Below are 20,544 nucleotides of genomic sequence, written 5' to 3' on the forward strand. Positions count from 1 at the left end.
CATGTTTGAACGTCTGATTCAATTTGCCATCGAGCAGCGCATCATCGTGCTGCTGGCGGTGCTGTTGATGGCCGGTGTCGGCATCGCCAGCTACCAGAAACTGCCGATTGACGCAGTGCCGGACATCACCAACGTCCAGGTGCAGATCAACTCGGCGGCGGCCGGTTTCTCACCGCTGGAAACCGAGCAACGCATCACCTTCCCTATCGAAACCGCCATGGCCGGCTTGCCGGGCTTGCAGCAGACCCGTTCGCTGTCGCGTTCGGGGCTGTCCCAGGTCACGGTGATCTTCAAGGATGGCACCGACCTGTTCTTCGCCCGGCAACTGGTCAACGAGCGCTTGCAGGTGGCCCGCGAGCAACTGCCGGAGGGCATCGAAACGGCGATGGGGCCGATTTCCACCGGGCTTGGAGAAATCTTCCTGTGGACCGTGGAGGCCGAGGACGGCGCGCGCAAGGAAGATGGTTCGCCCTACACGCCAACGGACCTGCGGGTGATCCAGGACTGGATCATCAAGCCGCAGTTGCGCAATGTGCCTGGCGTGGCCGAGATCAATACGATTGGCGGCTTCGCCAAGGAATACCAGATCGCCCCGGACCCCAAGCGCCTGGCGGCCTACAACCTGACCCTGACCGATCTGGTGACGGCGCTTGAGCGTAACAACGCCAACGTCGGCGCCGGTTACATCGAACGTAGCGGCGAGCAGTTGCTGATCCGTGCGCCGGGGCAGGTGGCGTCCATCGACGACATCGCCAATATCGTGATCAGCACCGTCGACGGCACGCCGATCCGCGTGCGCAATGTGGCCCAGGTCGATATCGGCCGTGAGCTGCGTACCGGTGCGGCGACCGAAAATGGTCGCGAAGTGGTACTCGGCACAGTCTTCATGCTGATCGGCGAAAACAGCCGCACCGTGTCCCAGGCGGTGGCGAAAAAGCTCGAAGAGGTCAACCGCTCGCTGCCCGAAGGGGTGGTGGCGGTCACCGTCTATGACCGCACCAACCTGGTGGAAAAAGCCATCGCCACCGTGAAGAAGAACCTCTTCGAAGGCGCGCTGCTGGTTATCGTGATTCTGTTCCTGTTTCTCGGCAACATCCGTGCGGCGCTGATTACCGCGATGGTGATTCCGCTGGCCATGCTGTTCACCTTCACCGGGATGTTCACCAACAAGGTCAGCGCCAACCTGATGAGCCTCGGCGCGCTCGACTTCGGGATTATTGTCGATGGCGCGGTGGTGATCGTGGAGAACTCCATTCGGCGCCTGGCCCATGCGCAGCAGCGCCATGGCCGCTTGCTGACGCGCAGTGAGCGTCTGCACGAGGTGTTCTCCGCCGCCAAGGAAGCGCGCCGTGCGCTGATCTTTGGGCAACTGATCATTATGGTGGTGTACCTGCCGATCTTTGCCCTGACCGGTGTTGCCGGGAAAATGTTCCACCCGATGGCCTTCACCGTGGTCGTGGCATTGCTCGGCGCGATGATTTTGTCGGTGACCTTCGTTCCGGCGGCCATTGCACTGTTCGTCACCGGCAAGGTCAAGGAAGAAGAAAACTGGGTGATGCGCAATGCGCGCCGGGGCTATGCGCCGGTGCTGGATTGGGTCATGGCGCACCGTACCGTGGCGTTTGGCATGGCGTTGTTGACCATCGTGGTCTCCGGTGCCGTGGCCAGCCGCATGGGCAGCGAGTTTATCCCCAGCCTCAGCGAGGGTGACTTTGCCCAGCAAGCCATGCGCGTGCCGGGCACCAGCCTGACGCAGTCGGTGCAGATGCAGGAGAAGCTGGAAAAAACCTTGATGGAGCAGGTGCCGGAAATCCAGCGGGTGTTTGCCCGTACCGGTACCGCGGAAATTGCCTCCGACCCGATGCCACCGAACATTTCCGATAGCTACCTGATGCTCAAGCCCAAGGACCAGTGGCCGGACCCGAAAAAATCCCGCGAAGCCCTGATCGCCGATATCCAGCGTGCCAGTGCGATTGTGCCGGGCAGCCAGTACGAATTGTCGCAACCGATCCAGCTGCGCTTCAACGAGCTGATCTCCGGGGTGCGCAGTGACGTGGCGGTGAAGGTGTTTGGTGATGATCGGGACGTTCTGAACAAGACCGCCGGGGAAATTGCCGAAACCTTGAAGAAGCTCAACGGCGCCTCGGAAGTGAAGGTGGAGCAGACCTCCGGCTTGCCGGTGCTGACCATCAATATCGACCGCGACAAGGCCGCACGGTTTGGCCTGAATGTGGGGGATGTACAAGACACCATCGCGATGGCCGTGGGTGGGCGCAAGGCTGGCCTGCTGTACGAAGGCGACCGCCGTTTCGATATGGTGGTGCGTTTGTCGGATACCCTGCGTACCGATATCGAGGGCCTGTCACGGCTGTTGATCCCGATTCCGGCGCTGGCCAGCAATACCTCGGGCCAACTGGGCTTCATTGCCCTGTCGCAAGTCGCCAGCCTGGACCTGGTCCTGGGTCCGAACCAGATCAGCCGCGAAAACGGCAAGCGCCTGGTGATTGTCAGTGCCAACGTGCGTGGGCGTGATATCGGTTCGTTCGTCGCGGAAGCGGAAAAGGCGCTGGTGCAGCAGGTGAAGATTCCTGCCGGCTACTGGACCACCTGGGGCGGCCAGTTCGAGCAACTCAAGGAGGCCTCCGACCGTCTGCGGGTAGTGGTGCCGGTGGCGTTGCTGCTGGTGTTTGGGTTGCTGTTCATGATGTTCAACAACCTCAAGGACGGGCTGTTGGTATTCACCGGGATCCCCTTCGCCCTGACGGGTGGGATCATGGCGCTGTGGTTGCGTGATATCCCGTTGTCGATTTCGGCGGGGGTAGGGTTTATCGCGCTATCGGGGGTGGCGGTGCTCAATGGCCTGGTGATGATTGCGTTTATCCGCAACCTGCGCGAGGAAGGACGTTCGTTGTCAGTGGCCATCAATGAAGGGGCCTTGACCCGCTTGCGTCCGGTGTTGATGACAGCGTTGGTGGCGTCCCTCGGGTTTATCCCCATGGCTCTGGCCACTGGTACCGGCGCAGAAGTGCAACGACCGCTGGCGACGGTGGTGATTGGCGGGATTATCTCTTCGACATTACTGACGTTGCTGGTACTGCCTGCGCTCTATCACTGGGCTCATCGTCGTGATGAAGAGGCCTGACAGACCCACCGCTATCGCCGGCAAGCCGGCTCCTGCAAAACTATGCAGGAGCCGGCTTGCCGGCGATGACGCCCAGCACAACGCTGCAGCGTCATGGTTGACATCAATCGCGGGCAAGCCCGCCCCCATAGGGGAAGACCAACGTGAACAAGGTAACGTCACCCGGAACACTACTGACCTCAGCCTGGCCCTGGTGCAGGCTCATGATCGAACGCACGATCGCCAGCCCGAGCCCGGTGCCGCCTTCGGTACGGGCGCGGCTGTTGTCGGCGCGGTAGAAGCGCTCGAACAGGTGCGGCAGGTGTTGCGCTTCAATCCCCGGGCCCGGGTTGCTCACGGCCAGTGTTACATGCTGGTCACGGGTGTCGACCTGCAAAGCAATGCCGGAGCCGTGTGGGCTGTGGCGGATTGCGTTGGACAGCAGGTTGGAAATGGCCCGCTGGATCATCAGCCGGTCACCCTGGACCCAGGCGTCGCCGACCAGGTTCAAGCTCAATGCTTTGTCTTCGGCGCTCAAGGCAAACAGCTCCATGACCCGCTGTGCTTCGTCCCGCAGGTTCACTTGGGTAAACGAGGCCCGCGCGGCTGGATGGCTGACCTGGGCGAGAAACAGCATGTCGGCGACGATTCGCGCCAAACGGTCCAGCTCTTCGGTGCTGGATTCCAGCGCCAGTTTGTACTCGTGCGGCTCACGGGCGCGGGACAGGGTCACCTGGGCCTTGCCCATCAGGTTGGTCAAGGGGGCGCGCAGCTCATGGGCCAGGTCGTCGGAGAATTGCGACAACTGCTGCACACCGGCATCCAGCCGATCGAGCATCACGTTGATGCCCCGGGCCAGCTCGCTGAGTTCCCGGGGCAGATTCTCGATGCTCAGGCGGTGGCTCAGGTCCTGGGTGGTGACTTTGCCGGCGACGCCGCTGAATTGCTGCAATGGCGCCAGCCCTCGCTGCACCAGCCACCAGGCGCCGATGCCGATCAGGATCAGCAGCAGCGGAAGGGCAATCACCGTGGAGCGCAGGTAGGCGCTGAGCATTGCCGAATCGTCGGAGCGATTCAGGGACAGCAACACCCGCACGCTCTCCCCCGTGCGCAGGCGCATCAGGCTCGATGCGCTGAGGATCTGATTGTCGCGCTCATCGGTCCAATTGAGAAAGCTCAGGGTTTTACGGGCGGCAAAGTCCAGCAACAGGGGCTTCTGGGGCCTGGCGCCGACACTCAGCAGCACCGCACTGGACGGCGCGGGGCCGATGATGGTCAGGTAGAAATTATCGTGGCCCATCACCAGGTCCAGCAGCGAATGGGGCCGGGCACTGATGTCTTGAGGGTTGAGGTCCTGGAGCAGGCTGTGCTGGATCTGCTCCATCTTGCTTTCCAGGCCCTTGCGCGCGAGGTTTTCCAGCTCATGGGTAAGGGCCAGGTACGCCAGGGTCGCCAGCAGCAGTACCAGGCCGGCGCCCATCAGGCTGACGGTCAGCCCCAGGCGCATGGATAAGCTGCCGGTTCTCATTGGCGTGCTTCCAGTACGTAACCCACGCCACGAATGGTATGGATCAACTTGACGTCGCTCTGGTCATCGACCTTGGCCCGCAGCCGGCTGATCGACACCTCGACCACATTGGTGTCGCAGTCGAAGTTCATGTCCCAGACCAGTGAGATAATCTGCGTGCGGGTCAGCACTTCACCGCTCTGGCGCATCAACACCTGCAGCAGCGCGAACTCCTTGGTGGTCAGGTCGATGCGCCGCGTACCCCGGTATGCGCGATGGCGGCGCGGGTCCAGCTCCAGGTCCGCGACCCGGAAAACTTCCGGCATTGCGATCGGCTCGCTGCGCCGCAGCAATGTGCGGACCCGGGCCAGCAGCTCGGGAAACTCAAAGGGTTTGACCAGGTAGTCATCGGCGCCCATGTCCAGGCCCTTGATCTTGTCGGCCAGGCGGCCACGGGCGGTGAGCATCATCACCCGCAAGGTGGTGTCGCGGCGCAGCTCTTCGAGAACTTGCCAGCCATCCTTGCCAGGCAGGTTCACATCAAGGATCACCAGTTCGTAATGGTGTTGCCCGGCCAGGTGCAGGCCATCGATGCCGCTGGCGGCACGATCGACGACATAACCGCTCTCGCTCAAGCCTTGATGCAAGTAGTCGGCAGTTTTTGGTTCGTCCTCAACCACAAGGATACGCATGCAGATTGACCTCTTACTGATAAGCGAACAGGAAGCTGGAGCTACGCGGGATAGGGCTGTAGTCCCAGATGTAGGAAAATTCTGAGCCTTGAAGCTACTTCAGGGTCAAGGCGCATCCCGAGCAATCGCGCTGTTTGGGCACAAGTACGACGATTGGGCACCAGGGACGGGGGGATGATTCCAACGAGCGGGCAAAAAAAAGCGCCCGTAAGGGCGCTAAAAATTCATCTCCTTCCAAAGGAGCTCCAAAACAAGCTTCAAGAGATGAATATGCTCGGGTGCGCCGCTCAGATGTCCTTTGGGGCCGGAGTATCCGAGGGCGCTGGCGTTTGCTTGGCCACGGTTTCGTTGCCGTGGATCTGTTGCTGTTGCTGGCGGAACTCGGCCAGCAACTGGCGTGAACGCTCGCCACCATCGTCAGCCAGTGCGGCGGTGGAGGCAAAACTGATTAAGGCGGTGAATAAAATAGGCAGTGGCTTCATTAACTTTCTCCGCAAAAGACCCGGGCCGTTAGTTACAAAAAAGCTCCGAGGCCGGTCGATGCAAGTAGTATATGAAGTACAACTTAACGGGAGCGTGAAGCGCATATTACAGTTTTGACAGACTGCCAATTGTGAAGAAGTGCTAGTCAACGGCAAGTGAATGTAAGCACTTGCCGTTGAGTTCTATCAGAGGATGGCCAGCGGGTACTCCACGATCAACCGGAATTCTTCCAGGTCTGATTCAAAGGCACTTGAGCGCACCGTTGCCTGGCGAATGCGTATGGACAGATCCTTCAAGCTGCCGCCCTGGAACACATACTTGGCCTCGATATCGCGCTCCCAGCGGCGTTGGTCGGTGAGCGGGTCACCCAAGGCGTCGCGGCGCATGTACACCGAGTTGGCGTTGCTGTAGTCCGCGCCAGTGCCTTTGCCATAGCGGGTCATGAACGACAGGCCCGGAATGCCCAGGGTCTGCATGTCCAGGTCATAACGCAGGGCCCAGGAGCGCTCCTTGGGCGCGTTGAAGTCGCTGTACTGGATCGAGTTGTCGAGGAAGATCGAGTCCGACTGGCGCAGGTAGTCGAAGTCATTGTTGCCGTTGTTGCGTTGGTGCGACAGGGCCAGCCGGTGGGCGCCGACCTTGATCCCGACCTTGGCGCTCCAGATATTGTTGTTGAGCTCGCCCAGGAGTTTTTTGCCCTCGTCCTGGGCGTTGTAATAGTTGAAGCCGGCAAACATCGCCACCTCGTCCGTCAGCGGGTAATTGACGGCTGTACCGAAGTAGTACTGGTCCCAGGCGTCCTTGAGACGGCTGCTGTACAGGCTCAGGCTCCAGTGCTCATTGGCCTGGTAGTCGCCGCCGAAGTAGCCGATCCAGGGCGAATTCACATTGCCGGCATAAAATGTCGCAAAGCCCTCACGCATGCCGCTTTGGGTCGGCTGGCTCATGGCGTGCAGGCGCCCGCCTTGCAGGGTCAGGCCTTCCAGGCTGGTGTTTTCCAGGGTGACACCGCGAAAACTTTCCGGCAGCAGACGCGAGTCGCCGTAATACACCACCGGGGTTTGCGGGAAGACGTCGCCGACCTTGATCACGGTATCGAGCAGGCGCATTTTCACCGCGCCGCCGAGTTTGCTGTAGTTGTCTTCCGGGCGATTGTCGCTGTCCACCGGCAACATGCCGAAGGAGCCCTTGCCGCCACTGCGGCCGGTGCCGGAGTCGAGCTTGAGGCCATACATCGCAAACGCGTCCAGGCCAAACCCGACGGTGCCCTGGGTGAACCCTGACTCGAACTTGCCGATCAGGCCCTGGGCCCACGCCTCCGAATAGCCGTTGCCCGTTGGGCTGGACTGGCCTTTGCGGTCATCACGGTTGAAGTAAAAGTTGCGCGCCAGCACGTTCAGCGTACTGCCTTCGATGAAACCCTCGGGCTTGTCTTGCGCAGCCATACCCGCCAACGGCGTAGCGCCGGCGAGTGCTGCGATGATGGAAATAGAAAGTGTGTGTCTAGTGCGCATGTATCGCTCCTCGGTGTGGCAGCTATTAGCTTTATTAGTCGCCTGGGGCGTTCTTATTGGTAGAGGCGGCCCTGACCCAGGGCGCCCGGCTCAATAGTTGCAAACGGGAGATAACGCGGAGGTTGCTTTAAAATTACAATTTTGCAAGTTAAATAGAATCTGACGGATACGTAATCTTCGCGTGAACCTTCTGACAGGGTGCGTTAGTTACTCTTGGCTCTGAACTTTCAGTACTTTGAAATCAGACGAGGGCACTCTTATGAAACGGTTGACACTGGTCTTGGGCGCGGCGGTTTTTTCTCTTTCCCTGGGGGCGATGGCTGAAGTAGGTGGCGATCGCGAGATTGCTCAATTGATGCAACAGAACCAGCAGGCCATGAACCGATACGCCAACCAGCAGGGCAAGCCGGCGCCCGAGGTGTTGGCCTATCGCTATGGTATGAAGCTGGATATTGCCAAGGTGGTCAGCGTCACGCCGCCGATTCGTGCCTGTAAGGTTGTGCCTTCGCGCATGACCTACGAAGACTCTGGTGGCACCCTCAGGACCCTTGAGTATCAGGTCATGGGCTTGTGCCGTAACAACGGCAGTTGAGGACTGAAAAAATAGTTGAGCTGGGGGCTCAAGCACTCTTCAGAAAACGCCAGCAGCGCCGATGGTTAGACAAATCACTATTCTCTACCCTCCGGTGCCCCCATGTTCAATACCCGCTTGAAACAGGAGCTGTCCGCTCTTCGCGAAGAATTGTCCAGCCTGCAGCAGGTCAAGGAGAGCCTGGAGAGTGAAATGCTGGCCCTGAGCCTGGACCCTGAAGGCCGGATCGAGGCGGTCAACCAGAACTTTCTCGAAGAAATGGTCTACAGGTCCGGTGACCTGCTGGGGCATGCCATCCATGGGTTTGTACCGGAGCATGTGAAACACGACGAGTTCCAGCAACGCTTTAACAACGCCCTGAGCCGTGGCGAGCATTTTGCCGGCACCGTGCGCCTGTTGCGTGGCAACGGCAAGGAGGCGTGGTTGCGCTCCATCGTACAGCCGGTGCGTGGCGCGGATGGGCGCATCAAGCGTTTTTCGGTGTATTCCAGCGACCTGACCCGCACGATCGAGGCGTCCCGCGAGCACGAAAACCTGATCACCGCGCTGGTGCGGTCCACGGCTGTGATCGAGTTCGACCTCAATGGCAATGTGCTGGTCGCCAACGACCGTTTCCTGCAAGGCATGGGTTACAGCCTGGCGCAGATCCAGGGCAAGCATCACCGCATGTTCTGTGAACCCCAGGACTACAACAGCGCCGACTACCAGGCGTTCTGGAAACGTTTGAACGGCGGTGAGTTTGTCGCCGGACGCTTCAAGCGCGTTGACGCCCACGGTCGCGAAGTCTGGCTGGAAGCGTCCTACAACCCGGTGCTGGATGCCAACGACCGACTGTATAAAGTAGTCAAGTTCGCCACGGTGATCACCGACCAGGTCAATCAGGAGCGCGCGGTGGCCGAGGCCGCCAACATTGCCTACAGCACTTCATTGCAGACCGACAACAGCGCCCAGCGCGGTACCGCCGTGGTCACCCAGGCGGTGGAGGTGATGCGCGACCTGGCCAAGCACATGGAGCAGGCTGGCGAGGGCATCGAGGCTCTCAATGCCCAGTCCCAGGTGATTGGCAGTATCGTCAAGACCATCAGCGGGATTGCCGAGCAGACCAACCTGCTGGCGCTCAACGCCGCGATTGAAGCGGCCCGTGCCGGTGAACAGGGGCGCGGGTTTGCAGTGGTGGCCGATGAAGTGCGGCAGTTGGCGTCGCGGACCAGCAAAGCCACTGAAGAAATCGTCGGCGTGGTGCGTCAGAACCAGGACATGGCCCGTGATGCCGTGGCACTGATGACCGATGGCCGCCTGCAGGCCGAGCAAGGCCTGTCCCTGGCGGCAGAGGCGGGCACGGTGATTGTCGAGATCCAGGACGGCGCGCAGAAAGTGGTGAGTGCGGTTGGCCAGTTTGCCAATCAGTTGTCCACCTAGGCCCCTCGCTCAAGGCCGCCAGCGTCAGGGGGCGTGGACCTCGAACAGCAACAGATCGAACCACTGCCCATCGAGCAGGAACGCCTTGCGTGAATGGCCGTACTGGGTAAAGCCGCTGCGCTGCAACACCCGCAGCGAGCCAGGATTCTCTGGGCGTACCGTGGCCTCGATGCGCTTGAGGGCGTGCTCGCCAAAGGCTTTCTGCAGGCCCAATGCCACGGCTTGTCGTGCCAGGCCGCGCCCGGTGAACTCGGCGCCCATGCGGTAGCCCAGAGACGCCGAGTGATAATAGCGACGGCGCACCTGGGTGAAGTTGAGCCTTCCCACCAACACGCCGTTTTCGCGGATCAGGTACTGATAGGCGCGATCTTCACTGGCCTCCAGCAGGGCACTCTCGATAGCGCGCTGCACCCCCTCGACGTTGTAGTAGGCCTCGGGCCGGGCATTGATCCACCGCTCGAAAAACGCCCGATTGTCCAGTTCGAACGCCAGCAATTCGTTCACGTCATCCCACTGTGGGGGCGTCAATGTCAGGTTCATCCCTGGAAAACCTCATGGTGGTGGTGGCGCACCTTTCTTCTCACACCCGGGTTGCCGGGTTCAAGTGTTGCCTGCCATTACGCCTGGAACCCTTGTGAGAGTGGGCTTATCAGTCAACCCGTTTTCTGACTGATGCGCCGCCATCGCGGGCAAGCCCGCTCCCACAAAAACCATCCCCATGCAGTGGGTCAGCGGCCTAGCATCCTCACCCAGCGCGACGGCGGGATGCCGAAGGTGCTGCGAAATTGCCGGGTCATGTGGCTCTGGTCGGTAAAGCCGGCGATCAGCGCCGCATCCACCAAGGACTGGCCCTGACCCAGCAAGTTGCGCACCAGATCCAGGCGGCGCATGGTCAGGTAGCGATAGGGGCTGGTACCGAACAGCAGGCGAAAGTCCCGCGACAAGGCCCAGCGATCCCGCCCGCAGTGCGCGGCCATTTCATCCAGGGTGATGCTGCGTCCCAAGGCGCTGTGGATAAACTCCCGGGCCCGTTCGGCGGCCTGGTAATCAAAGGTCCTGCGGCTGGCACTGATGCCCGATGCATTGTTCAGGGCATGGGCCAGGTCGAACAAGGCGTCCTGCTCCTGCATCGGGTCCAACGGGCAATCGAGCTGCTGCACAAAGGCCCGGCAGGCGCGGTACAGCCACGGGTCGTTGGACAGACCATTGCGGATAAAGGGCAACGGCTTGCCGCCCAGGATCTGCTGGATCAGCGCCGGCTCCACATAAATCATCCGGTACTTGAAACCTTCATCGCTGCCGGCCCAGCCGTCGTGGACCTCGTCAGGGTGGATCACCATGGTCGCGCCCGGCAGGCTGTGGGTCTGGCTGCCGCGATAGTGAAAGCTCTGCACGCCGAACAGGGTGTGGCCTATGGCGTAGGTATCGTGGCGATGAGGGTCGAAGCCGAACCCGGAAAAATACGCTTCGATCCGCTCCAGGCCACTGGCATGGGGCGCGCGGTGCAGCCAGTCGATGTTCGCGGTGGGTTTGCCCATGGGATGTTTTTCGAAAGATGTCGGATGGAGTTACGTTAACTGAGTCTGGGGCGGCTGTCTGCCGGGGTCTTGTACGATTGTGCGCGCTCGCAACGCTGGCGAATGGCTGACGGCCCGTGGTAATAAGCCTTACTTTTTACAGTGAGGCCGGGTCATGAGTCAGTTGCGGGTAGGTATTATTTTTGGTGGGCGTTCGGCCGAGCATGAAGTGTCGTTGCAGTCAGCACGCAACATCGTCGACGCCCTCGACCGCACGCGCTTCGAGCCGGTGCTGATCGGCATCGACAAGGCTGGCCACTGGCACCTCAATGACACCTCGAACTTCCTGCTCAACCAGGAAAACCCCACGCTGATTGCCCTTAATCAATCCAACCGCGAACTGGCGGTAGTGCCGGGCAAGACCAGCCAGCAACTGGTGGAAACGTCGGGCCAGGGCTTGTTGGAGCATGTCGATGTGATTTTCCCCATCGTCCACGGCAGCCTCGGCGAAGACGGTTGCCTGCAAGGTTTGCTGCGTATGGCGGACTTGCCGTTCGTGGGTTCTGACGTGCTGGGTTCGGCGGTGTGCATGGACAAGGACGTCAGCAAACGCCTGCTGCGCGATGCCGGTATCGCTGTGGCGCCGTTCATGACCCTCAACCGTGGCAATGCGGCACGCACAACCTTTGACCAGGCCCGGCAAAAGCTCGGTTTGCCACTGTTCGTCAAGCCGGCTAACCAGGGCTCTTCGGTGGGCGTGAGCAAGGTGGCTGATGAAGTCGAATACGCGGCGGCCGTTGAGCTGGCCCTGGGATTCGATGAAAAAGTGTTGGTGGAGTCGGCCGTCAAAGGCCGGGAAATCGAATGTGCGGTGCTGGGCAACGAGCGTCCCATCGCCAGTGGTTGTGGCGAGATCGTGGTGCGTGGTGGCTTCTATTCCTACGACAGCAAATACATCGACGACCAGGCCGCGCAAGTGCTGGTGCCGGCGGATATCAGCGCCCAGGACAGCGAGCGCATTCGTGCCCTGGCGGTAGAGGCCTTTGAAGTACTCGGTTGCGCGGGTTTGGCGCGGGTTGATGTATTTCTGTGCGAAGACGGTGAAGTGCTGATCAACGAGGTCAACTCATTGCCAGGGTTCACCCGCATCAGCATGTACCCCAAGTTGTGGCAGGCGGCGGGGATGAGCTACAGCGAACTGGTCAGCCGCCTGATTGAGCTGGCGCTGGAACGGCACGGGGCGCGCAAGGGGCTGAAGATCAGCCGCTGAGCCTATCGCCGGCAAGCCGACTCCTGCACGCACTGTAGGAGCCGGCTTGCCGGCGATGGCGCCCGTAACGCGACATCTCCCTTCGTCAGTCGCCCAGCGCTTCACCCTCGCGCCGCGGATCTGCGCCGCCGCTCCAGCTCGCCTTACCCTGGGTATCGCGCACCCGCACGATGGCCTGGGTGCCGCTGGTCATATCGATCTCGCTCAAGGCGTGCCCTTTGTCCTTGAGCGCCGCTTTCACCATTGGGCTGAACAGCCCTCGCTCCAGTTCGGTCGCGCCGTTACGGCTGCCGAAGTTGGGCAGGCTGATGGCGGCTTGCGGGTCGAGGTTCCAGTCGAGCATGCCTACCAGGGATTTGCTCACGTACTCGATGATCTGCGATCCGCCTGGAGAACCGACCGTAGCCAGTAACTCGCCACTTTGGCGGTCGAACACCAGAGTCGGTGCCATGGACGAGCGTGGGCGTTTGCCCGGCTCGATACGGTTGGCCACTGGCTGGCCGTTTTCCTCGGGGACAAAGGAAAAGTCCGTCATCTGATTATTCAGCAGGAAGCCCTGGACCATCACATGGGAACCGAACGCGGCTTCGATGGTGGTGGTCATCGACACCGCGCCGCCCTGGTCATCCACGGCCACCACTTGGGAGGTGGAAATACGCAGCGGCGAGCGATCCGGGGCATAGGCCACCTGAACCCCCGCGGGTTGGCCAGGCTTGGCCACGCCCATGCTGCGTTCGCCGATCAAGGTGGCGCGGCTGGCCAAGTAGCCGGGAGAGACGAGGCCCGCGACCGGCACCGGGACAAAGTCCGTATCGGCGACGTACTGCGCACGGTCGGCGTAGGCCAGGCGGTCGGCCTCGGCAATCATGTGCACAGCGTCGGGCGCCGGCTCCAGGCCGGCCGCTGTGGCGCTCTTCACGGGTTTGAGCGGCGCCAGGGCCCAGCGTGGGCCGCGGGCTTCGAGGGCCTGCAAGGTGCCGAGGATCTGCGCAATGGCCACCCCGCCCGAAGAGGGTGGCGGCATGCCGCACACTTGCCAGCGCTTGTAGTCGGTACACAGTGGTGTGCGTTCCTTGGCGCGATAGCCCTTCAGATCGTTCAGTGCAAGACGGCCGGTGTTTTGATGGCCCTGGACCTTGCGTGCAATCTCCTCGGCGATCGGGCCCTGGTAAAGCGCGTCGGGCCCTTCCTTGGCGATACGTTTGAATACATTGGCCAGCGCGGGGTTTTTCAACAGAGTGCCGGTGGCTTTCGGGCTGCCGTCGGCGTTGAGAAAGTACGCTGCCATGTCGGGTGACTGGCCGATAAAACGGTCGGCGGCGAGCAGGCTGTGCAGGCGCGCAGAAATCGCAAAGCCTTGCTCGGACAACTGGATCGCCGGGGCAAACAACTGCGCCCAGGGCAGGCGGCCGCTTTGCTCGTGAGCCATCTTCAACGCCCGCAGCACACCGGGGGTAGCGACCGAGCGGCCACCGATCTGCGCCTGGGCAAACTCCATCGGTGTGCCATCGGCATTGAGCAACATGTCGGCCGTGGCGCCGGCCGGTGCGGTTTCACGACCGTCATAGGCCCGTACCTGCTTGCCATCCCACAGCATGATAAAGGCACCACCGCCGATTCCCGAGGACTGCGGTTCCACGAGCGTCAGCACCGCTTGCATGGCGATGGCGGCATCAATGGCCGAGCCACCCTGGCGCAGGATGGTCCGCCCGGCTTCGGCCGCCAGCGGGTTGGCCGCAGCGGCCATATGGCGCTCGGCGTGGCGTACGCTCATGTCGGTGCGGTACCCCGAACCCAGCTCAGGGGCGGGCGGCAAGCCTGGGCTGCTGGTGCTGTTGCAGGCGGCGAGGCTGAGGGCGGCGGCGATCACTGAAAGGCGGGTGAAATGCTGCAAGCGTAGGGTGGAAAGCACGCGCTGAACTCCGTTCATTTTGAGAATGATCTGTTGTTCCGGGGGATGTCTTGCGGGTAAATCGCACCTGGCAGATATCTGCGGGGAGGAGGGAGGACACTAACAGTGGGGAGACAGGAGCGTCAAAAGCCGAGTTGCTGCGTGGCCCAGACCGTACAGCGAACGCGATGTCAGGGCGGCCAAAGGGAGCGTTTTTTTCACCCTTGCTTCTAAATGATAAGGATTTGCATTACGCTTTGCGACCTTCAGTGCTCCATCTTGGTGCATATTGGCTCAACAAGGACTGTTTGCAATGACGAATCCCCCCTACCTTTTCAGCGCTCTTTTCCTGGCCGTCGGCGTGATGATCGCCACCCCGGCGTTGCAGGCGCAAGAGATTGGCGAGGTCGATAAACAGGCCGTCACCGAACTCGATACCTCGTTTGTCACCGCCACCGGCGGTGCTACGGACCTGCGTGATGCGCCGGCCAGTGTCAGCGTCATTACCCGCGAAGAAATCGAGCGCCAGCCGGTGTACGACCTCAATACCCTGCTGCGGCGTGTTCCCGGAGTCACCGGTGGTTTCGGCCCGGTGGGTGAACAATCGAAGATCAAACTGCGCGGCCTGGACGACAAGTACACCTTGATCCTGGTGGATGGCAAACGCCTCGGCGGTTCGGGAGACTTGAGCTATCGTCGCGACCTGGCGCGCCAGGACCTGAACTGGATCACCCCGAACATGATTGAACGCATCGAGATCGTGCGCGGGCCCATGTCTTCGCTGTACGGCTCGGATGCCATGGGCGGGGTGATCAACATCATCACCCGCAAGGTATCGAGCACCTGGAGCGGTTCGGCCAACGTCAACACCACGATTCCCGAAGACTCCGACCGTGGCCAGACCACCCAGACCAGCCTCAATCTGTCTGGGCCATTGACCGAGTCCGTGGGCCTGCGCCTGGGGGCCAACCTGACCCGGCGTGCTGCCGATGAGGTCACGGCACGCCTGGATAAGGATGGCGAGTTCATGTACGGCGACGGTGCTGGCGGCGCCAAGGACCACAGCGTCAACGCCTTGCTCGATTGGAAGATCAACGATGAGCAGAGCCTGTCGTTCGAGGCCGTACACGGTGTAGAGCGGTCCTGGTCGAGTAAAAAGACCTTTGGCGATTGGGGCGAAACCATCGGTGGCAGCTTCGGGCCTGGCCGTTTGATTCGCGACAGTTACTCGGTGTCTCACAGCGGGGACTGGAGCTTTGGTACCTCGAAAGTGGACCTGTACCTGAACAAGTTCAAGAACGATATCGATTGGGGCAAATCCAGCGCCGAAGAGAAAATCGCCGAAGGCAGCCTGAACATTCCGTTTGAATGGCTGCTCAGTCAGCGCATGACCGTGGGCGGGCAGTGGAAGCGTGAGGAACTGACCAACAGCGACACCCTGGGCACGGTGCCGGTGGACTATCAAGGTGCTGCGGTCTCTGGTTCTTCGCTCAAGGGCGACTACTCGGCCGCGTTTATCGAAGATGAGTTGTACCTGCTCGACAACCTGGCCCTGACCCTGGGTAACCGTTTTGACCACAGTCAGGACTATGGCAACCACAACAGCCCGCGGGCGTACCTGGTCTACCATCCGCATCCGGACTGGACCGTGCGTGGTGGTGTGTCCAAGGGGTTCCGCGCGCCAAGCCTGAAAGAGGGAAGTGCCGGTGCCGCCACCGAATCCGGCGGTCGCGGTTGCGGCTCGTTGAAGCCCCTGGGGTATGTGAGCGGCAGTTGCTGGATGGCCGGTAACCCGAACCTGTCGCCAGAGACCAGCGTCAACAAGGAGATGGGCGTGTCCTTCGACCGTGACGGTTGGGAGGCCAGCCTGACCTACTTCCACACCGACTTCGAAGACAAGATCGAATACGCACCATTGGGCCAGTTCCAGGGGCGTTGGTGGACCATGCTGGAAAACGTCGAGAAAGCGCGCACCCGTGGCTGGGAGGGCTCGGCTCGCGTGCCGCTGACCGGCTCACTGGACTGGCGCACCAACGCCACCTACATGTTGGAGAGCAAGAACCTGTCCACCGGCGAAGACCTGATCAGTGCGCCGAAGCTGTCCGCGTTCAGTGCGCTCAACTGGCAAGTCACCGACAAGCTCAATACCGAGCTTTCGGCGCAGCATGTCGGCAAACAGCGGGGAGTGGGCAATGATTTCGTCAAGTCGTACACCACCTACGACCTGACCGCGAACCTGGCCGTGACCAAATGGCTGACCTTGAATGGCGGCGTGCAGAACCTGTTGGATGAAGATGCGCGTGATGGGTCAACGACGTTTTATGTGCCGGGCCGTGCGTTCTTTGCCGGGGCGACGACTTACTTTTGAAGCGTGGCTGTGCCGTGTCCTGCGGGCGAGCGTTGCTCGCGGGCTTGCGCTCGAAGATTTCTGCGGGCATAAAAAAGCGGCTTGCCTTTGGGTAAGCCGTTTTTAGTACTGGGTGGTCAACAGAATCGGCCAATGTCTGCCGTTGTGGTACCTCGCAGACAGGCAGTTTCAGTCACCCATTGCGTGTCCCTGCCCATGTTCGTGCCTGGCGGTACGTGCGAAAGACTTTCCAATCTATCGAGAAACACTGTGCTCAGAAACTTTACGGACATGGATTTGCGGCTGCTGCGTATTTTTTCCATCGTGGTGAAATGCGGCGGGTTCACGGCTGCCCAGGCTGAATTGAACATGAGCCAGTCGAACATCAGTACGCACATTTCCGGCCTGGAAAAACGCTTGGGGTACCGTATTTGCGAGCGGGGAAAGGGCGGCTTTCGCTTGACTGAAAAAGGCCAGAGGATTCTCAAGGCATCATCGGTATTGTTCGGGGCGATGGATGCGTTTCGCAATGAAGCCCAGGATCTTGCCGGGCTGCTGGTGGGGGATTTATACCTGGGCCTGGCAGACAATATCGCGACCTTGCCGACATCACGGATCGATGCAGCCATCGCACGGTTTTATCAGCGTGAGCACGACATGCACTTGCACATCTTCGTGAACTCGCCTATCGAACTCTAACTGGCGGTGATAGATGGGCAACTGGATGTCGCCATTTCCTACTTCAGCCGCCCATTGCCGACCTTGAACTACCAGGCGCTGTACACGGAGGAAATCGGCATTTTCTGCGGTCAGGCTCACCCGCTGTTTAGCGTAGAGGCACCGAGCTTGGAACAGCTCAAGGCCTGCGACTGGATCCGCCATGGTTTCCTGCCGGCCGACCAAGTCCTGCCCATTGCACCGGGTCGTACTTCAGCCACAGCGCACCACATGGAGGCGGTCGCCCACGGGGTGTTGGCCGGGACTCACCTGGGGTATCTCCCGGCGCATTACGCCCTGCCCTGGCTGCGAAGCGGGCAAATGCGCGCCCTGCATCCAGCGACGCTGCGCTATGAGGTACAGCACAGCATGATCACGCATGTGGGGCACCCGCAAAGCGAAGCCGTTCAGGCGTTCATCGCCGACCTGTTGATCGAGCATGGGCTGTGAGTTAGATGTCTGCCAAGGCATCTCGTGACATGTTTGACCGAGGACCGAGTTCGCGGCCGATACCGCTGCCCTTGGTTCCTCCCCGGGACGTTGCCACGAAGACCGCCTGAATCGGGTTGATCCAGGCGTGACCGACTTCCAATGCATGGGCCGCGCGTTCGGCGCGAACCAGGTCAGCGCTGATCACCGTGGCCACAAGCCCGAGACGGCTGTCGTTGGCTAACGCCAGTGCCTGTCAATCAGTGTCCGTTGAGGCACTGGGCGTTACTCATGCTGACATTCCTGGCAGGACGCCATGTACGGCGTTGCGAAAAATCTGGCTGTAATCGGCCGCACTGAGGGCACAGGCATTAGTGTCCGAAGAGGAGATATCGGCGAGCGCCTGTTCCCCGACCCATGTCGCAGCCTCTGTATCGAGTCCGATTTCACTCAGTGAATGAGCAATCCCCAGGCGTTGGCGCAAGTGCAGCACCCAGTCGAGAAAGCCGTCGAAATCAGGTTGTTTCAATTCCAGGTAGCGCGCCAGTCGCGCAATGTCTTCACTGATCGCTTGCCGATTGGCGACCAGCACGTAGGGCAGCAGGATCGCATTCAAGAGGCCGTGATGTTTGTGATAGCGCGCGCCCAGAGGGTGGGCCAGGGCGTGCACGCCGCCCAGGCCTTTTTGAAACGCCACGGCGGCCATGGCGGACGCCACCAGCATGCCTTCGCGCGCAATCATGTCCTGGCCGTCGCGATGGGCGTCGCACAGATGCTGCTGGATCAGGCGAATGCCTTCTACCGCGATACCGCAGGACATTGGGTGATACAGCGGAGAACAAAAGGCTTCAATGTGGTGGGTCAGCGCATCCATGCCGGTGGCGGCGGTCAGCGCGGGTGGCAGGCCACGGGTCAGGATCGGATCCAGGATCACGCTTGCCGGCAGCAATTGCGGGTGACTGATCACGCGCTTGATGTTCTGTTCGCTCAGGGTCAGCACCGCTTCACGGCCCAACTCCGACCCCGTACCCGCGGTGGTGGGCAAGGCGATCAGTCGGGGAAGGTCCAAGTGTGGAAAGTCCGCCAGGGACGGGTAGTTTGCAATGACATTTGACCATTGGTATCGGTCGAGGCCTTGCTCGTCAACAGTGGCCAGGCTGATGCCTTTGGCGGCGTCCATGGCACTGCCGCCGCCCAGGGCGATCAGTGAATCGTGCTTGCCTGCCTTGAACGCTGCTACGCCTTTGGCGACATCGTCCAGGCTTGGGTTGCTGTCAATGTCGCTGAACACGGCGAACGTAATGTCGGCCTGCAGCAAATGCTCCCGAATCAGCGCCATGGGCTCCAGCGCCAGCATGCCAGGGTCGGTGACCAGCAAGGGGTTGAGCATGCCCAGCAATTTGCAGCGCTCAGCCAATACATCCAGGGCACCGGGCCCACAGAAGATCTCTGTGGGGTAGTTCCAATAGTGAAGTGAGGGCATAAGAAACTCCGGGTCGGCAAGGTCCATGACTCATGGGCCTCACACGACAATTCGAGGGCGTTAATCGGTATGCAGTTGACGGTGGGTACGCAGGTAAGGCTTGGCGTGAAACAAGTAGATCAAGCCCAGCACCGCGAGGATCGAGAACACCAGAATGACTGCCCAGACCTGGAACCACGGCGCTCCGGGTGGCGCGAGTGACGCCCGTGGCCAGGCGACGTTGATGCTTTCGAACACCAGCCATAAGAACGCGATGAGATTGACCGGCATGCCCCAGCGACCAAGGCTGAAAGTTCCTGGCTCGGCTTTCCATTTACCTTTGAACCGAGCGAGCAAGGCGCAGGTGACGACAATCAGAAACACCACGAAGAAGCCGCCGCTGCCAAAGGCGATCAGCGTGCCGACGGCCGTTGCATTCAACCCCAGCGCCAGGCCGAAGCTGGCGAAGAGAGTACTGAAGAGCATCGCGGCAAAAGGAACTTTGCGTTTATCCACCCGGCGCAGCACCGCAGAGGCGGGCAGCATCGAATCGCGCGCCATGCCGAACACGGCGCGACCGATGTAGGTCTGTACAGATACGACGCAAGCAATGAACGCTATTAGAACAATGCCGACGAACGGCCGCTCGGCCCAGCCGCCAAATGCCTCGACGACAGCGGGTGTCACCGGGTCGATGACTTGGCCCGAGACCATGCCAGCGGTATTGGTGTAGGACAAGGTGACGGCGAATGCGGTGAGCATCACGGTCAGGCCGACCAGAATCATTGAACGCAAGATCGCACGGGGCGTTGAGGTTCGAGCATCAGCTGTTTCTTCTGACACCTGTGAGCAGGCGTCGAAACCCAGAAATGCCCAGCCACCGACCGCCATGGCCGTCAAAAAACCCGAAAGGTATGAGCCTTCGCTACCCTGGGTCGACGTCAGGCCTTCGAACAATAACGAAAACGAATGGTTGCGGAAAAACACCAGCAACAAGACACCAATGCCAATAGACGCAATCGCCTCGGCAATGATGCCCGCATTTACAAAGTACTTGAGAGGGTTGATGCCGAACAGGTTGACACCCAGGCCTAACAGGAGCAACACGGCGCCGCTGAACACTTGGGCATTCGCCGCCGGCGGCTCGCCGGTGAAAAACAACCACAGCCAGAATCCGCCCAGATAGGACACGGTGGTCAGTGAGGCCAGCGCGGAAGCCAGGTACATGAACCCGGTGAACCAGGCCCAACGCTCGCCCGCCAGGCGTTTGACCCATTGATAGCAGCCGCCTGCGAGCGGGTACTGCGAGGCCAGTTCGGCATACACCAGCGCCACCAGCAATTGCAATGCTAGGCACAGCGGTATGATCCAGACCCAGGACGGGCCAGCACTCATCGCGCCCAGCGACATAACCGAATAAATCCCCACCACCGGAGAGATTGTGGCGAAACCGACGGAAAACGAGGACCAGAGCGACAGGCCGCGGTGCAGTTCTTGGGCATAGCCTTGACTGTGCAGCAGCGATTCATCGGCGTTAGTCCGGGAGTGCGCAGAGGTCATTGTCCACCTCCAACAGCAGCGTA

Annotated in this window: 13 protein-coding genes and 4 pseudogenes; 7 read left to right on the top strand and 10 right to left on the bottom strand. The window is 60.8% G+C overall.

Going from position 1 to position 20,544, the window contains the following annotated elements; translation table 11 throughout:
* The first annotated feature begins 1 nt into the window (after position 1).
* The gene (locus HZ99_RS22075; protein ID WP_038446045.1) at positions 2-3,142 is read left to right on the top strand and encodes a CusA/CzcA family heavy metal efflux RND transporter; all 3,141 of its coding nucleotides are present in this window, start codon (positions 2-4) and stop codon (positions 3,140-3,142) included.
* A 103-nt stretch (positions 3,143-3,245) separates the two neighbouring features.
* Here HZ99_RS22075 and HZ99_RS22080 read toward each other — a convergent pair whose 3' ends face one another.
* From HZ99_RS22080 to HZ99_RS22095, 4 genes are all read right to left on the bottom strand, one after another.
* Entirely contained in the window at positions 3,246-4,649 is a 1,404-nt protein-coding gene (locus HZ99_RS22080; RefSeq protein WP_038446046.1) for a heavy metal sensor histidine kinase, read from the bottom strand.
* Positions 4,646-5,320, bottom strand: a complete 675-nt coding sequence (locus HZ99_RS22085; RefSeq protein ID WP_038446047.1) for a heavy metal response regulator transcription factor — start codon at positions 5,318-5,320, stop codon at positions 4,646-4,648. Before HZ99_RS22085 ends, HZ99_RS22080 begins: the two co-directional genes overlap by 4 nt.
* Positions 5,321-5,607: 287 nt before the next feature.
* Positions 5,608-5,802, bottom strand: a complete 195-nt coding sequence (locus HZ99_RS22090) for a hypothetical protein (protein ID WP_038446048.1) — start codon at positions 5,800-5,802, stop codon at positions 5,608-5,610.
* Positions 5,803-5,988: 186 nt separating this feature from the next.
* Complete coding sequence (locus HZ99_RS22095) at positions 5,989-7,317, bottom strand: OprD family porin (protein WP_038446049.1); 1,329 nt, start codon at positions 7,315-7,317, stop codon at positions 5,989-5,991.
* 259 nt (positions 7,318-7,576) lie between these two features.
* On the opposite strand from HZ99_RS22095, the gene HZ99_RS22100 reads away from it, so the two are divergent.
* The 3 genes and pseudogenes from HZ99_RS22100 to HZ99_RS29670 all read left to right on the top strand — a co-directional run.
* The gene (locus tag HZ99_RS22100; RefSeq protein ID WP_038446050.1) at positions 7,577-7,909 is read left to right on the top strand and encodes a DUF2790 domain-containing protein; all 333 of its coding nucleotides are present in this window, start codon (positions 7,577-7,579) and stop codon (positions 7,907-7,909) included.
* Positions 7,910-8,101: 192 nt separating this feature from the next.
* Positions 8,102-8,788 (top strand): annotated as a pseudogene (locus HZ99_RS29665) (PAS domain-containing protein); the annotation flags it as partial.
* Positions 8,789-8,896: 108 nt separating this feature from the next.
* A pseudogene (locus tag HZ99_RS29670) lies at positions 8,897-9,328 on the top strand (methyl-accepting chemotaxis protein); the annotation flags it as partial.
* Positions 9,329-9,352: 24 nt separating this feature from the next.
* Here HZ99_RS29670 and HZ99_RS22110 read toward each other — a convergent pair.
* The gene (locus HZ99_RS22110; RefSeq protein ID WP_038446052.1) at positions 9,353-9,868 is read right to left on the bottom strand and encodes a GNAT family N-acetyltransferase; all 516 of its coding nucleotides are present in this window, start codon (positions 9,866-9,868) and stop codon (positions 9,353-9,355) included.
* A 188-nt stretch (positions 9,869-10,056) separates the two neighbouring features.
* The gene (locus HZ99_RS22115; protein ID WP_038446053.1) at positions 10,057-10,866 is read right to left on the bottom strand and encodes an AraC family transcriptional regulator; all 810 of its coding nucleotides are present in this window, start codon (positions 10,864-10,866) and stop codon (positions 10,057-10,059) included.
* A 154-nt stretch (positions 10,867-11,020) separates the two neighbouring features.
* Here HZ99_RS22115 and ddlA point away from each other — a divergent pair, with 154 nt between their 5' ends.
* Complete coding sequence (ddlA, locus tag HZ99_RS22120) at positions 11,021-12,115, top strand: D-alanine--D-alanine ligase (RefSeq protein WP_038446054.1); 1,095 nt, start codon at positions 11,021-11,023, stop codon at positions 12,113-12,115.
* Between the two features lie 85 nt (positions 12,116-12,200).
* On the opposite strand, the gene ggt is transcribed toward ddlA, so the two are convergent.
* The gene (ggt, locus tag HZ99_RS22125; RefSeq protein WP_051903219.1) at positions 12,201-14,045 is read right to left on the bottom strand and encodes a gamma-glutamyltransferase; all 1,845 of its coding nucleotides are present in this window, start codon (positions 14,043-14,045) and stop codon (positions 12,201-12,203) included.
* A 274-nt stretch (positions 14,046-14,319) separates the two neighbouring features.
* Between ggt and HZ99_RS22130 the strand changes: the two genes are divergently transcribed.
* Both HZ99_RS22130 and HZ99_RS22135 read left to right on the top strand, forming a co-directional pair.
* Positions 14,320-16,374 (top strand): TonB-dependent receptor domain-containing protein, encoded by a 2,055-nt coding sequence (locus HZ99_RS22130; protein ID WP_038446055.1) that lies wholly within the window; start codon positions 14,320-14,322, stop codon positions 16,372-16,374.
* 249 nt (positions 16,375-16,623) lie between these two features.
* A pseudogene (locus HZ99_RS22135) lies at positions 16,624-17,520 on the top strand (LysR family transcriptional regulator).
* On the opposite strand, the pseudogene HZ99_RS22140 reads toward HZ99_RS22135, so the two are convergent.
* The 3 genes and pseudogenes from HZ99_RS22140 to HZ99_RS22150 form a co-directional block, all read right to left on the bottom strand.
* Positions 17,478-17,755 (bottom strand): annotated as a pseudogene (locus tag HZ99_RS22140) (aldehyde dehydrogenase family protein); the annotation flags it as partial. The pseudogenes HZ99_RS22135 and HZ99_RS22140 sit on opposite strands and share 43 nt — an antisense overlap.
* Before the next feature lie 33 nt (positions 17,756-17,788).
* Positions 17,789-18,982 (bottom strand): iron-containing alcohol dehydrogenase, encoded by a 1,194-nt coding sequence (locus HZ99_RS22145; RefSeq protein WP_038448161.1) that lies wholly within the window; start codon positions 18,980-18,982, stop codon positions 17,789-17,791.
* 60 nt (positions 18,983-19,042) lie between these two features.
* Positions 19,043-20,521 (bottom strand): APC family permease, encoded by a 1,479-nt coding sequence (locus HZ99_RS22150; RefSeq protein ID WP_038446057.1) that lies wholly within the window; start codon positions 20,519-20,521, stop codon positions 19,043-19,045.
* Positions 20,522-20,544: the final 23 nt, after the last annotated feature.

The organism is Pseudomonas fluorescens, from assembly GCF_000730425.1.
GTDB classification, from domain to species: domain Bacteria; phylum Pseudomonadota; class Gammaproteobacteria; order Pseudomonadales; family Pseudomonadaceae; genus Aquipseudomonas; species Aquipseudomonas fluorescens_X.

What these genes read in the sequence shown, in the direction of transcription:
- HZ99_RS22075 (WP_038446045.1), top strand. Translation starts at nt 2, where the DNA reads ATGTTTGAACGTCTGATTCAATTTGCCATCGAGCAGCGCATCATCGTG.
- HZ99_RS22080 (WP_038446046.1), bottom strand. Translation starts at nt 4,649, where the DNA reads ATGAGAACCGGCAGCTTATCCATGCGCCTGGGGCTGACCGTCAGCCTG.
- HZ99_RS22085 (WP_038446047.1), bottom strand. Translation starts at nt 5,320, where the DNA reads ATGCGTATCCTTGTGGTTGAGGACGAACCAAAAACTGCCGACTACTTG.
- HZ99_RS22090 (WP_038446048.1), bottom strand. Translation starts at nt 5,802, where the DNA reads ATGAAGCCACTGCCTATTTTATTCACCGCCTTAATCAGTTTTGCCTCC.
- HZ99_RS22095 (WP_038446049.1), bottom strand. Translation starts at nt 7,317, where the DNA reads ATGCGCACTAGACACACACTTTCTATTTCCATCATCGCAGCACTCGCC.
- HZ99_RS22100 (WP_038446050.1), top strand. Translation starts at nt 7,577, where the DNA reads ATGAAACGGTTGACACTGGTCTTGGGCGCGGCGGTTTTTTCTCTTTCC.
- HZ99_RS22110 (WP_038446052.1), bottom strand. Translation starts at nt 9,868, where the DNA reads ATGAACCTGACATTGACGCCCCCACAGTGGGATGACGTGAACGAATTG.
- HZ99_RS22115 (WP_038446053.1), bottom strand. Translation starts at nt 10,866, where the DNA reads ATGGGCAAACCCACCGCGAACATCGACTGGCTGCACCGCGCGCCCCAT.
- ddlA (WP_038446054.1), top strand. Translation starts at nt 11,021, where the DNA reads ATGAGTCAGTTGCGGGTAGGTATTATTTTTGGTGGGCGTTCGGCCGAG.
- ggt (WP_051903219.1), bottom strand. Translation starts at nt 14,045, where the DNA reads ATGAACGGAGTTCAGCGCGTGCTTTCCACCCTACGCTTGCAGCATTTC.
- HZ99_RS22130 (WP_038446055.1), top strand. Translation starts at nt 14,320, where the DNA reads ATGACGAATCCCCCCTACCTTTTCAGCGCTCTTTTCCTGGCCGTCGGC.
- HZ99_RS22145 (WP_038448161.1), bottom strand. Translation starts at nt 18,982, where the DNA reads ATGCCCTCACTTCACTATTGGAACTACCCCACAGAGATCTTCTGTGGG.
- HZ99_RS22150 (WP_038446057.1), bottom strand. Translation starts at nt 20,521, where the DNA reads ATGACCTCTGCGCACTCCCGGACTAACGCCGATGAATCGCTGCTGCAC.